The sequence below is a fragment of the Priestia veravalensis genome, assembly GCF_001457055.1.
GTDB classification, from domain to species: Bacteria; Bacillota; Bacilli; order Bacillales; family Bacillaceae_H; genus Priestia; species Priestia flexa.
Map to the genome: position 1 here is coordinate 76000 of NZ_KQ758630.1, position 13403 is coordinate 89402.

The 13403-nt window shown below is 36.3% G+C and carries 13 protein-coding genes; 1 reads left to right on the forward strand and 12 read right to left on the reverse strand.

Annotation, left to right across the window (positions count from 1 at the left end; translation table 11 throughout):
- Positions 1-136: 136 nt before the first annotated feature.
- Complete coding sequence (locus AS180_RS03900) at positions 137-640, forward strand: rhomboid family intramembrane serine protease (RefSeq protein WP_226372923.1); 504 nt, start codon at positions 137-139, stop codon at positions 638-640.
- Positions 641-675: 35 nt separating this feature from the next.
- Here the strand turns inward: AS180_RS03900 and uvsE are convergent, their stop codons facing one another.
- The 12 genes from uvsE to AS180_RS03960 all read right to left on the reverse strand — a co-directional run bounded on the left by uvsE (position 676) and on the right by AS180_RS03960 (position 13384).
- Entirely contained in the window at positions 676-1644 is a 969-nt protein-coding gene (gene uvsE / locus AS180_RS03905; RefSeq protein WP_062686437.1) for a UV DNA damage repair endonuclease UvsE, read from the reverse strand.
- Between the two features lie 75 nt (positions 1645-1719).
- Positions 1720-3228 (reverse strand): DEAD/DEAH box helicase, encoded by a 1509-nt coding sequence (locus AS180_RS03910; protein ID WP_062686438.1) that lies wholly within the window; start codon positions 3226-3228, stop codon positions 1720-1722.
- A gap of 193 nt (positions 3229-3421) precedes the next feature.
- Positions 3422-4795: a UDP-N-acetylmuramoyl-tripeptide--D-alanyl-D-alanine ligase gene (locus AS180_RS03915; protein WP_062686439.1), complete on the reverse strand. Its 1374-nt coding sequence runs from the start codon at positions 4793-4795 to the stop codon at positions 3422-3424.
- A 66-nt stretch (positions 4796-4861) separates the two neighbouring features.
- Complete coding sequence (locus tag AS180_RS03920; RefSeq protein WP_062686440.1) at positions 4862-5947, reverse strand: D-alanine--D-alanine ligase; 1086 nt, start codon at positions 5945-5947, stop codon at positions 4862-4864.
- A 230-nt stretch (positions 5948-6177) separates the two neighbouring features.
- Positions 6178-7278: an acyltransferase gene (locus tag AS180_RS03925; protein WP_090752706.1), complete on the reverse strand. Its 1101-nt coding sequence runs from the start codon at positions 7276-7278 to the stop codon at positions 6178-6180.
- Between the two features lie 247 nt (positions 7279-7525).
- Positions 7526-8599 (reverse strand): ABC transporter substrate-binding protein, encoded by a 1074-nt coding sequence (locus tag AS180_RS03930; RefSeq protein ID WP_062686441.1) that lies wholly within the window; start codon positions 8597-8599, stop codon positions 7526-7528.
- A complete protein-coding gene (locus AS180_RS03935; protein ID WP_062686442.1) occupies positions 8596-9399 on the reverse strand; it encodes an ABC transporter permease in 804 nt (267 codons plus the stop codon). Before AS180_RS03935 ends, AS180_RS03930 begins: the two co-directional genes overlap by 4 nt.
- A gap of 1 nt (position 9400) precedes the next feature.
- Positions 9401-10201: an ABC transporter permease gene (locus tag AS180_RS03940; RefSeq protein WP_025910584.1), complete on the reverse strand. Its 801-nt coding sequence runs from the start codon at positions 10199-10201 to the stop codon at positions 9401-9403.
- The gene (locus AS180_RS03945) at positions 10191-11300 is read right to left on the reverse strand and encodes an ABC transporter ATP-binding protein (RefSeq protein ID WP_062686443.1); all 1110 of its coding nucleotides are present in this window, start codon (positions 11298-11300) and stop codon (positions 10191-10193) included. Before AS180_RS03945 ends, AS180_RS03940 begins: the two co-directional genes overlap by 11 nt.
- A gap of 26 nt (positions 11301-11326) precedes the next feature.
- Positions 11327-11869 carry a helix-turn-helix domain-containing protein gene (locus AS180_RS03950; RefSeq protein WP_025910581.1) on the reverse strand — a complete coding sequence of 181 codons (543 nt, stop codon included), beginning with the start codon at positions 11867-11869 and terminating at the stop codon, positions 11327-11329.
- Between the two features lie 193 nt (positions 11870-12062).
- Complete coding sequence (gene budA, locus AS180_RS03955; RefSeq protein WP_025910579.1) at positions 12063-12764, reverse strand: acetolactate decarboxylase; 702 nt, start codon at positions 12762-12764, stop codon at positions 12063-12065.
- Between the two features lie 77 nt (positions 12765-12841).
- Positions 12842-13384, reverse strand: coding sequence for a GNAT family N-acetyltransferase (locus AS180_RS03960; RefSeq protein WP_062686444.1), 543 nt, complete (start codon positions 13382-13384; stop codon positions 12842-12844).
- Positions 13385-13403 lie beyond the last annotated feature (19 nt).

Consider the following 13403-nt stretch of genomic DNA (forward strand, 5'->3'; position numbering starts at 1 on the left):
AGAAATGCACCTAAAACAAACTATACTAAGTTCCTTATGAAAGGAAGTGGTTGCGATCTTTGTTCGAACCGAAAGCTTTCGCGAATTCAGAACCTACTATCCAATTACATTTCTACTACTTTGTATTCACATACTCTTGTGGGCTTTATTTTTAATTCCTGCCCAACCTATTCAATCCTTATTTTATAACTTTGTTGGTTATAACGGTGCCATTGGCCAAGGAGAATATTGGCGCTTGGCAACATCCATGTTTCTACACAACAGCTTTGCTCATTTACTGTTTAACTCTTTTTCACTATTTTTATTTGCACCACGTTTAGAAAGAGAGCTATCACGCTATAAATTTCTTGGTTTTTATATCGCGTGTGGCTTATTAGCAAATGTACTTACTTTTATCATTCAGCCTGCTTACTATAGTCATGTAGGCGCATCAGGTGCAATCTTCGGCATTTTCGGTGCCTATATTTACTTCATTCGAAACAAAACAATTTATTTTACAAAAAGCGATCAACAAATTGTCATTGTGCTCTTAATTATAGGGTTACTATCTGGATTTTTAAATAGCGGAGTAAATAACGTTGCTCATATCGGTGGCTTTATAAGCGGCTACCTATTAACAATTTTGTTTGCCCGTAAATAACAGGAGAACCGTTCTTTAAACGAACTGTTCTCTTGTTATTTTACAATAAACGTAGATCCATTTACTATTTCGATTCTTTCATATGTTTTTAAATCCTTCATCAGCTGAAAGAGCGCTGCATCTTTTTGTTTTGCTTCAATCATGCAATCAATCTGTGGTATTGTCCCAGAAATTGATTGTAAAAATTGATAAAACTCTTCTGCATTTATGTAGTCTGCATGGGCACGAAAGTCTTTTGAGCTTTTTGGACTCGAGATGTGCATTTTCAATGGAAGCTTTTCTTGTTCCCACGTAGCAACAATTCTAGACCAATATTCTGTCCAATCAGGTTTTTCATGATTAGCTTGATGGTGATGCAAATCAAATATTAAAGGAATGTTCAATTTTTCGCAGAGGTATAATGCATCCTGAACAGAGAATGTTGTATCATCATTTTCAAGCATAATCATTTCTTGAATAGAATGAGGTACTAGTCCCCAGTTATGAATAAACTGCTCAAGCGCTTTTTCTTTGTCGTTATAAGCTCCTCCTACATGTAAAACACAGCGGTTTTTAGGTAATATCCCCATTCCTTTTAACAACTTTTTATGCATTTGAAGGGTTTCAAGGGAATGCTTTAAAATATCTTTATTTGTAGAGTTTAGCACAACAAAATGATCGGGATGAAAATCAACGCGCATCGGATTCCTCTCTAGGAACTGACGAATCTCAAGAATGACCGGCTTTAAAGCGTTCATGTAGTTCCAATCACTAATCTCTGGGTGATTGGCAAGGGGAATGAGTTTTGAACTAAGCCGAAAAAATTCCACTTCACTCCAAACATTATGCTTCAATAACCTTAAACAGTTTTCTAAGTTAGAAATAGAAATACGCTCTAATTTAGAAATAGCAGCTTCTCGGTTTTGAATTCGTTGAAACTGCGCAAAAATCATCGTCTGAGACGGAGACGCATTCTGTAATTGAACACTCATTGCTACATATCCTAAGCGCACTAAAGTTGACATAGAAAACACCTCACTTTCCGTTTAGTATTTCCTGATGGCAAAAAAAATAAGCGAGCCAATTGGCTCGCTTTTCTTTTATGCTTTTGTACGTGAATCTTTGCGGTTGTTTTGGCGATTTCCCTGACCACCGCTATTATTGCTACGGCGCTTATCTCCAAATCGCTTAGAGTTTCCACGACGGTTTTGTTGTGAATAGTTTTTAGAATTAGAACGTGAACGACCACTGCCGTTGTTACCACCACGTCTGTTCTTATCACCTTTTCCAACAACAGGTGGTTCAGCTGTTAAGTTTACAGGCACATCGTTTGGCTCTTTTGTTGCTAACTTAAGTGCTGCTGCTACTAATGCTACAGATTCATTTTCTTCTAGTAGCTCTTCAGCTAATTGCTTATAGTAAGATAAGTTACCTGTTTTTACTGTTTCAACTAACTTATCTGCAGCAATACGCTGTTGACCTTCTAATGCTTCATCCAATGTTGGAGGTGTCATCCGATCCATTTTACGCTTAGTTGTGCGCTCAATGTTGTGTAATTGACTAGATTCCCTTGGTGTTACAAACGTCATCGCTGCACCCATTTTACCCGCACGACCTGTACGTCCAATACGGTGAACATAGCTTTCTGGATCTTGTGGAATATCAAAGTTATAAACGTGAGTTACGCCTGAAATATCTAGTCCACGAGCAGCTACATCTGTAGCAACCAACACGTCAATAGAACCTTCTTTAAATTGACGCAAAACAGATAGACGTTTTGCTTGCGTTAAATCACCATGGATTCCTTGAGCTGAATAGCCACGTACGTTTAGAGCTTCTGATAACTCGTCAACACGACGCTTTGTACGACCAAAAATAATAGCTAATTCTGGTGACTGCATATCTAAAAGACGTGTTAACACATCAAATTTACGTTTTTCTTGTACTTCAACGTAGTACTGTTGAATGTTTGGAACTGTTACTTCTTTTGCTTTTACTTTTACAACTTTAGGTTCGCTCATGAATTTTTCAGCAATGCGGCGGATTGGGTCAGGCATTGTTGCTGAGAATAATAGCGTTTGATGATTCTCAGGAACATTAGATAAGATTTTTTCAATATCTTCAATGAATCCCATATTTAACATTTCATCCGCTTCATCTAATACAACAGTGTGAACATCTTGTAAGCGAAGTGTACGACGGTTAATATGATCTAACATACGTCCTGGTGTTCCAACGATAATGTGAGGGCGTTTCTTTAGAGCGCGAATTTGACGGCTGATATCTTGACCACCGTAGATTGGTAAAACACGAACGCGTTTTGTTTGTCCAATCTTATAAAGTTCTTCAGATACCTGTACAGCAAGTTCACGTGTAGGTGCGATAATTAAACCTTGAATTGCATCAACGCTTGCATCTACTTTTTCGATAAGAGGAATACCGAATGCTGCTGTTTTACCAGTTCCTGTTTGTGCTTGTCCAATTAAATCATGACCTTGTAGCGCTAAAGGAATTGTTTCAGACTGGATTGGTGTAGCTTCCTCAAAACCCATTTTACTAACAGCGTTGTTTAGCTGTTGACTTAAACCTAACTCTTGAAATAATGCCAAATTTTTCAAACTCCTTCTATATTTAGACTATCTATATTTTACAAAAAAAAGCATTCCCCGATACCCGGAAAATGCTCTAAACGATTACTTAATGAAATCAACGTTTAGAGAATAAGCATCTCAAGACACTCAAACTACATCATAACACTATGAGTTTTTATTTGCAATAGAGCTTATTCTATTATTCGTCTTCTTATTTCGACATCACTTTAGTGATTACTTCTTCAAGCTTCATACCTCGAGATGCTTTCACCAATACAATATCATTTGAAGAACTAACAGATTGTAAGTGATCTGCTAACGTATCTTTATCGTCAAAATGAAGAACTTTTCCTTCTTGAAAATTCTCTTGTGCTCCTGAGGCAATCTCCTTACTTAGTGGACCGTATGTAAATACATATTCCACTGCAGCAGGGTCAATAAATTTTCCAATCTCTTTATGAAATTGTATTTCTTGATCACCAAGTTCGAGCATATCCCCCAAAACCAAGATTTTCTTGTTATAACCTTGAATCTCATGGATTAACTTAATCGCTGCTTTCATTGATGTTGGACTTGCATTATACGCATCATTAATAAACGTTAATCCACTCTCAGCCTTCACTAATTCCATTCGCATATTTGTCAGCTTCAAGCCAGCTAATCCTTGTGCAATTGTTTCATTACTCAGGTTAAAATAGCGACCAACAGCAATAGCAGCCATTGCGTTATGTGCATTATGCTCACCTAATACAGGAATGAAAAACTTTTGTGTTTCACGTGAAACGAAAAATGTCGTTCCATGTTCTTCTCTTGTCATATCCGTTAAAAAAAGGTCATTATTTGGTGAGCTTCCAAACGTAATGGCTTTAAACTTTGGATTATTCACTCGACTTGTTAGAAGTGGTTCATCACCATTAAAGATAAATTGTCCTTGCTCAGATAAACCGCTTGTAATTTCAAATTTTGCTTCAGCAATTCCTTCTCGGCTACCTAAATCTTGCAGATGGGATTCACCAATGTTTGTAATGACAGCAACATCAGGCTCAGCCAGGTTTGAGAGAAATTCAATTTCACCGCGACTACTCATTCCCATTTCAAGGACAGCAATATCAGTATCTTCTTCCAAACGCAAGATTGTTAATGGCATACCGATATGGTTGTTAAAATTACCTGCTGTTTTCAAAACTTTATACGTTGTCGATAAAACAGCATCCACCATGTCTTTTGTTGTTGTTTTCCCGTTACTTCCTGTAATTCCTACCACTTTTACCGCTAATTCATGACGGTACGCTTTTGCTAATTGCTGTAGTGCTTCAAGCGTATCATCTACTAAAATGACAGGTACATTTTGTGGAATATCTTTTTCATCTTTGTTCCATAAGGTTGCCACAGCACCTGCTTCAATTGCTTTTTCAACAAATTCATGTCCATTGAAGCGATTACCTTTAATTGGTACATATAAATTTTCTGGTTGCAGTGTTCTTGTATCAATTGAAACACCTTTAATATGAACCTGTTCGTCACCATGAGCTAAACTGCTGTTTGGAATCATCTTCACCACATCTTTTAGCTTTCGATTAATCATAATGCTTATAACTCCTTTCGCAAAAAGCAGAAACACTATTCATTTTGAATAGTGTCAGCCTTTTTCTTACATCGTATGTTTAATTTTTTGCTTTTCATCATGACGCTGAAGCGCTAAATCCACTAATGTTTCAATTAACACCGGATATTCAACACCTGCATGCTTCCATAATAATGGGAACATACTAAACGGTGTAAACCCTGGCATTGTGTTTACCTCATTAATGATTAACTCGCCTTCTTTTGTTAAGAAGAAATCAGCACGAACAAGTCCTGAACCGTCAATTGCTTTAAATGCTTTAATTGCCAATTCTTTCATTTCTACATACGTTTCTTCGCTAATTTCAGCCGGGATAGCAAGACCTGTGCTACCATCTTCGTACTTAGCTTTATAATCATAGAAAGCAGCCTTTGGTAAGATTTCTCCAACAACTGAGCACGATGGATCATCATTACCTAATACACCGATTTCCACTTCGCGTCCAATTGCCGCTTCTTCAATAATAATTTTACGGTCAAATTGGAACGCTTCCTCAAATGCCGCTTCTAATTCTTTGCGATTATCACACTTACTAATACCAACGCTTGAACCTAAGTTAGCTGGTTTGACAAAGCATGGGTAACCTAAGTTTTCCTCAACAACTTCATATGCTGCTTCACGGTTCTCATCCCACTCTTTGCGAATAAAATATTCATATTTTACTTGCTTTAAACCTGCTTGAGAGAAAAGTTGCTTCATCACGACTTTATCCATCCCTGCTGCAGATGCTAAAACGCCGTTTCCTACATAAGGTAGGTTTAATAATTCTAACAGCCCTTGGACTGTTCCATCTTCACCGTTTGGACCGTGTAAAAGTGGGAAAATTACATCAAGCGTTTCTTCATTTTTCACGTCGGATAAAGCAAACATATTTGTATTTAAAGATACTGGTGAAATGACCGTACCACTGTTACTAATTTCAAGTTCGTTTACCGTTTCAAGTGGACCCGTCAACTTTGTACCGCGAACCCATTCGCCTGTTTCAGTAATATAAATTGGATGTACTTCGTATTTATCATGGTTAATTGCTTTTGTTACTGCTAAAGCTGTTTGTAAAGATACTTTATGTTCAGCGGATTTTCCCCCGTATAAAAGACCAAGCTTAATTTTCACAAGTGTTCCTCCTAACACAATTTCATCTTTTCTATTTTATCACTTTCTCTATCCTTATAGGAAACAGTTTCTTTCTTTATTATTTATGTAAAACGTGGGCAGATGTGAGTCAAATTATAATTTATTTTTGACTTATCTGCTATCGTAACAGCTTCTGTTCAAATCAGTAAGAGAATTCCAACTCCAATAAAAAAGTGGTAAAAGAGTTGATCTTTTTACCACTTTTATTATTATTGTACTTCATGCTTGTATAAGAATACTGCTTTCTTTGGAAGCTTTCCATACAATAAACTTGCAAACGGTAAAAACCGATGACAAGCCCATATAATGAGGTAGCATAAAGCTAAAGTTAATGCATACCGAATTAGCATTTCAATGTGAAACAATTGATTACTATTTGCAGGTACAAATTCAGAGACAATATTTAATACTAAAGGATGGATTAAATAAAAGCCAAAAGAGTACATTGCAATATTTCGAACTGTAATAACAGCTCTTCTAGGAAGTTTTGCAGCTAAGATCTCTCCTATACGAAATGCTACGTAGCTTCCTAACACGAGATAAAACGTATTAATCGTCTCGTACATAACCCCTGATAGGTAAAGTGTCTTAATTGTATACACATAATAGTGTAAAGAAGAGACGATTGCTCCTGCAATTAAAGCAATAATTAGCAAAACAATCGTAGATTTATTCGCGCTTTTTGCTTTCTGTTCATTATAGTAAACACCAATCCATGCTCCTAATAGGAAGGTAGATAATGAACTAATAAATAAAGTAAATGATACAAGACCGTACATTGAATTTAATTGAAGATAAACTAACTGTAGGACGACTCCGAATAACCACATATAGCGGCGAAAAAAAGTAAACTTTTGAGCGATCCATATAAAAACAGGTAAAACAAGATAAATTTGCACAATTAAGAAAATAAAGTGCAGTTGATAGTAAGATTCACCTTTTAAAATGCGCAGCAAAATTTCTGTCGCGTTAAATTCTCTTGCACCTACATAAATTGAATATGCTTCATAAATCAATGCCCAAATGATATAAGGAATAAGAATATATGTAACTCGCCTCTTATAGTAACTTTTCCATAACTCTTTTGTTAACGGCTTTTTTATATAACTATAAAAGAATACGAGTCCTGTAATCACAATAAAGATTCCCGCTTCAATCCGAATAATGCGGTTGATAAAATGATACTTCTGATACGCATCACCGCTATATGGAAGGACGCTTGCATACGCTGCCGTTACGTGTACAAGTACAACCATCATCATGGCAAATAATCTTAAAAAATAAATTGATTCAATTTGTTGTTTCTTCACATTCTGTCTCCTATTATGAAAAAATTTAACACGTCATCTCTATTCCCCTATGCCATAAGTGTTACGCCTTACTTTTCCCCTATTTTTAAAAAAGTTTCATAAAAAAAGCTAATGACATAATAAATCATGTCATTAGCTTTCTTATCTCTATATTAAAGGTCTATTTTTATCTTTTCAACAGGGAGTAAAACCTATTTATTTTACACATTTATCCTTGTTGGTGAGATAAAGGGAGTGAAAACAACACCTATTTTCTATGCATTTTAAACTCTAAAAATAATTCGTTGTAGTAGCTTAACATTTCTTTCCCTAGATTATCATACACCTCTAACTTTTCAGTTAATGCTTCATCTGGATAGAAGCGCTTATCCTCTGCAACTTCATCCGCTAAATAATCAAGAGCCTTTTCGTTTGGCGTTGAATACCCTACATATTCAGCATTTCGAGCTGCGATTTCTGGGTCTAACATGAAATTCATAAACTGGTGAGCACCCTCAATATTTTTTGCTGTTTTAGGAATTACCATATTATCAAACCACAGGTTCGACCCTTCTTCTGGGACTACATAATCTAGATCTTCATTTTCACTCATAATCTCTGAAGCATCACCAGACCAAACTAAACCGACGGATGCCTCTTCGTTTGCTAGCAACATTTTAATTTCGTCTCCAACAATCGCTTTAACGTTGGGTGTTAACGTATCTAGTTTTTCTTTCGCTTCTCTTAAATGCGTTTTATTCGTGTCATTTAGCGAATAGGCTAAGCTGTTAAGTCCCATTCCTATCACTTCTCGTGCACCATCAGCTAACAGGATTTGATTTCTTAATTCTGGGTCCCATAAATCGTCCCAGCTCGTAATCTCCTTGCCATTTAGCATTTCTTTGTTATAAACAACACCTACTGTTCCCCAAAAGTAAGGAATAGAATATCTATTTCCTTCATCAAACGATAAGTTGAGGAAGCGTGGATTAATATGTTTTAAGTTAGGTAGCTGCTTATGTTCTACAGGAAGTAGTAAATCTTCTTCCTTCATTTTGCTAATCGCGTACTCTGATGGTACCGCAATATCAAACGTGGTGCCACCTTGTTCAATTTTTGTCATCATTGCCTCATTGGAATCAAACGTTTGGTAGATAACTTTAATCCCAGTCTCTTCCTCAAACTCATCAATAATTTCTGGATCAATATAATCACCCCAGTTATACACGGTCAAGGTATTACCTCCTGAATATCCCTGAGCAGAGTTTAACCGAGATACAACGTACATTAAGACGAGTGAAATGGCTACAATAACAACAAATGACCGCATTAATTGTTTCATTTCTCAACCCCGCCTCCTTTCGTACGAAGATTACGCTGGCTAACAAAATAGTAGCCTACTACTAAGAGCACAGTAAATAAGAAAATTAGCGTAGACAGTGCGTTAATCGTTAATGATACGCCGCGTCTTGCTAGTGAGTAAATTTCAACCGACAGTGTAGAAAATCCGTTGCCTGTTACAAAGAACGTAACTGCAAAATCATCTAACGAATAAGTCAGCGCTAAAAAGAATCCTGCAAAGATTCCCGGTGAAATAAACGGCAAAATAACTTTTGATAATACTTGAAAACGGCTCGCCCCTAAATCCCGTGCTGCATCAATTAGAGTTGGACTCATTTCTTGAAGCTTTGGAAGAATCATAATAACAACAATTGGAACACTAAAAGCAATGTGGGCCAGTAGAACAGATGTAAAGCCAAGCTTAATTCCAACAATCGTAAATAAAATAAGGAAAGAAGCTCCTATGATGACATCTGGGCTAACAATGAGAACATTGTTTAACGTCAGCAGCGCATTTTGAACTCTTCTTCTTTTCACATAAATAATTGCAAGCGCTCCAATAATCCCAAGAATTGTTGAAATTACGGATGAAAGCAAAGCAATAATAAGAGTGTTTAATACAATGATTAATAACCTTGTATCTTGAAAGACTTCTTTATACCATTGCAATGTAAAGCCTTCAAACTCTCTCATTGAACCACCGCTATTGAATGAATAATACATAAGGTAAAAGATTGGGGCATATAAAATGACAAAAACTAAAATTAAATATATATTGCTCCATTTCCATTTCTTCATCATTTTATAGTCCTCTCTTTCTAGTTCCAGTTGCAATCATCATAATTGCCATCGCAATAATTAAGAAGACCGCAATCGTCGCTCCCATTCCCCAGTCTTGTGTTACTAAGAAATGCTGCTCAATTGCAGTACCAAGCGTAATCACTCGGTTCCCGGCAATTAGACGAGTAATCATGAAGAGTGATAGCGCAGGAATAAAGACCGCTTGGCACCCTGACTTCACGCCATTTAATGTGAGTGGGAATATAACTCGACGGAATGTTGTCCATGAAGAAGCCCCTAGATCACGCGATGCATATATTAAAGAAGGGTTCAGCTCTTCTAGCGAGTTGAAAATTGGTAAAATCATAAATGGAATAAAGATATAAACAGATACAAAAACAAAACTAAAATCAGTAAATAATATTTGATGAGTGCCAAATCCTAAAAACTCACTAAAGCTGTTAATTGTTCCATACGTACCGAAAATCCCTAAAAACGCATATGCTTTTAGCAGTAAGTTAATCCAAGTTGGTAAAATAATCAACAACAGCCATAGTTGCTTATGTCTTGTTTTAGTTAACAAGTACGCTGTAGGATAAGCAATTAATAATGAAAATAGCGTAATTAAAAAAGCATACCAAAACGAGCTGAGTGTCATTTTTAAATAAACAGGTGTAAAAAACTTTTCGTAATTGGCTAAAGTGAACTCATTGTGAATATCAAAGAACGAATAGTAAAGAACTAAGGCAATCGGTGCAATAACAAACAAAGCTATAAAAAGCAGATACGGTACTAAATAAATATTACGTGACTTAGTTTGCATGAGTCTCGTCACCATATGCTTCTAGCCTCTTATCAAACTCTTCCTCTGTTTCACCAAAGCGCATAACGTGAATTGCTTCAGGTTCAAAGTAAAGACCAATTTCTTCGTCTACTGTTGCTTTTTTTGTTGAATGCACAAGCCACTCGTTTCCATCCTTATCGTATCCACAAATTTCATAATGAACCCCTCTAAACAGCTGAGAGTCAACCTTCACTTGAATTTTACCTTTTTCTGGATCCGTAATTTCTAAGTCTTCCGGACGAATGACAATCTCTATTTTTTCATTTGGGTCGAAGCCTTTATCGACGCATTCAAAACGTTCACCCGCAAACTCTACAACAAAGTCCTCAACCATACTTCCTGGAATAATATTTGACTCCCCAATAAAATCTGCTACAAAGCGATTAATTGGTTCATCATAAATATCTGTTGGTGCACCACTTTGCTGAATATGTCCTTTGTTTAATACAAAGATTTCATCAGACATCGCTAGTGCTTCTTCTTGGTCATGCGTAACAAAAATAAATGTAATACCTAATCGGCGCTGAAGTTCTCTTAGTTCATACTGCATTTCCGTACGCAGTTTTAAATCCAGTGCCGATAGCGGTTCATCAAGTAAAATGACCTCTGGTTGGTTTACAATTGCTCGAGCAATTGCCACGCGCTGGCGTTGCCCTCCAGACATCTCTTTAATTTCACGATTTTCATATCCTTCCAAATTAACGAATCGAAGTGCTTCACTCACTCGCTTTTTGACTTCTGTATTCTTTACTTTTTTTATTCGTAATCCAAATGCAATGTTTTCAAATACATTAAGGTGCGGAAACAATGCATAATCCTGAAACACAGTATTTACTTGACGTTTGTTAGCCGGCACGGAATTAATTTTCTTACCGTTGAAATAGATATCTCCGCTTGAAGCCTCTGTAAACCCTGCAATTAAGCGTAAGATAGTCGTTTTACCACATCCTGATGGACCTAGTAGCGTATAAAACTTTCCTCTTTCAATTTCAAAGCTTACATTATCAAGCACTATTAAATCGTTGTCGTATTGCTTTGTTACATTTTCAAAGCGAATAATCGCTTGATTATCGTTCATTTCGATCGTCTCTCCTCTTAATCTCTTTATAAATATGATTCTGTCGCTACTACAATAAGCTCGGTGACGCCGTCATAGGCATTGAACATTTTATGCTCTTCAGCAGCTTGGAAGTAAATCGTTTCTCCTTCTTTCGCTTCATACGTTCGCTGACCAATTTGAACAATAACAGCTCCTTTTAGCACATAGCCAAAGGTTTCAGATAAGGAAGGCTCAAATTCTTTAAATTCACCTTTTTTTTCTAAAATTAAGCGAATAGGTTCCATTTCTTTTTCATTCGATTCATGAACTAACCATTCAATGTGATAGCCTTTTTCTTCATCACAATAATTGGTGTAGTCTTCTTTTTTATATACAACTTTCTGCACCGTTGTATCTTGATCAAAAAACTCGTTTGGTTGGCAGCCCAACACTTCTAAAATACTAAAAAACGTTTCAAGAGAAGGAGAACTTAAATCTCGCTCTAACTGTGAAATATAACCTTTGCTAAGGTCAGTCCGTTCTCCAAGCTCTTCTTGCGTTAATCCTTTTTTTAAACGTAAGTTTTTAATCTTCTTACCTATCTCCATTTATTTAAACCTCAACATGTTTAAAATAAGTAAACTTCCAGTAAATAAAGTTTTGTAACACTTAACTTAAAGTTTACTTTCAACTCGTATTATTATACATGTTTTAAAGCTGAGCACAAGGAGTTTTTTGCAATTATGGCACTTAAAAATTTCCATTTACTTGGATTAAAAAAAGCATCGCTTAAACGATGCTTTATTCCACTTCTTCAATTTCCTCTCTTATATTTTCTTTGTCTAAATTAGCATTACGAAAACGCTGAGTATCATCTAAGTCCAATTCCAAAAACGTTTTTTCTTCTAAGATTACCTTTACATCTTGAACTGTTACATCTAAAACATGACCACCTGCCGTTTTATGTTCATCAATAAAATGGAAGTGGTATCCTGGAATTCCTACACCTGCTACATAATTTGGCGTAAAAAAACCTACCATTGTTCCTTTTACATCTTCCAGTTCAAAAACAGGTTGGCTTTCAGCGACTTCCGTCATTGGTGGATATGGCTTTCTTTGTTTCGCTACCGTTCTTGTTTTTACTTGTTTAAAAACTCCTTCTATCTTAATTGCATAAAAGACGTTTTCACTACTCATTTGAGCTTCTAGCTGTTGCTCAAGCTCTTTCTGAGTTAACACATCATCTAAAATCATTTCTGTTTGGCCTTTAAAATACGTCATCACGGCAAATGGAAGCACGTCTTTTGCTTCTACCTCTACCGCTTTTCCTTCTCTTAAATGATAAAAACCCCCATCTACCGCTAGCATTTCACCATCTAACGCCTGAAATGTTCCCAGGCCAAAATCTCCTTTTTGAGAAAGCTCTTCTTTTGTCATTGTTCCATCATAAACACCTTCTAGCAATGCTACCATCGTAGATTTTTGATAAATAATAGAGCTCATCGATTTTTTCTCCTTTCCCTACGGATACTTATTGATATAGAAAGTATTCCCTCTGAAGAGAAGTCGAAACGAATGATTCAGCTAAAAAAGCGGCTCATAATAAGTGTGTTGTAATAATGACCATCAGATAGACGCTTATGCTTCTTTAAAATTCCTTCTATTTCAAACTCATACTTTTTGTAAACATATATAGCACTTTTATTCGTTTCAATGACCTTTAACGTCATCTTAACAAGACCTTGATGATGAGCCCAAAGAATCGATTGACTTAGTAATGCCTGACCTATTTTTAATCCCCAAAACTCTTTTATGACACCTACTCCAAATTCGACTTGATGTTTGATACGCTTCAGATGACTGCCTTCACACCTAGAAAAACCAACAAGGTTCCCTTCTACTTCCGCGACGAGAAATAAATGGTTGGGTATAGACGTGTCCAGCAAAATTAACTCCTTAAATTCCCCTTCATCAATCAGGTCTTCTCCTTGTACACGATCGAAATGTTCTGTTTCACCATCAATTTGTAACCGCAATTCAGCAAGTGCAGGTGCATCACTGACTTTAGCAGGTCGAACAGTATACTCCGTTCCGTTAACTTGAAATATTTTTGGTTTTATCATGGATCCTCTCTCCCCTTTT

Coding starts and splice junctions, on each gene's coding strand:
- uvsE (WP_062686437.1), bottom strand. CDS start 1,644: ATGTCAACTTTAGTGCGCTTAGGATATGTAGCAATGAGTGTTCAATTA.
- AS180_RS03915 (WP_062686439.1), bottom strand. CDS start 4,795: ATGATTAATCGAAAGCTAAAAGATGTGGTGAAGATGATTCCAAACAGC.
- AS180_RS03930 (WP_062686441.1), bottom strand. CDS start 8,599: ATGAAACAATTAATGCGGTCATTTGTTGTTATTGTAGCCATTTCACTC.
- AS180_RS03935 (WP_062686442.1), bottom strand. CDS start 9,399: ATGATGAAGAAATGGAAATGGAGCAATATATATTTAATTTTAGTTTTT.
- AS180_RS03940 (WP_025910584.1), bottom strand. CDS start 10,201: ATGCAAACTAAGTCACGTAATATTTATTTAGTACCGTATCTGCTTTTT.
- AS180_RS03945 (WP_062686443.1), bottom strand. CDS start 11,300: ATGAACGATAATCAAGCGATTATTCGCTTTGAAAATGTAACAAAGCAA.
- AS180_RS03950 (WP_025910581.1), bottom strand. CDS start 11,869: ATGGAGATAGGTAAGAAGATTAAAAACTTACGTTTAAAAAAAGGATTA.
- budA (WP_025910579.1), bottom strand. CDS start 12,764: ATGAGCTCTATTATTTATCAAAAATCTACGATGGTAGCATTGCTAGAA.
- AS180_RS03960 (WP_062686444.1), bottom strand. CDS start 13,384: ATGATAAAACCAAAAATATTTCAAGTTAACGGAACGGAGTATACTGTT.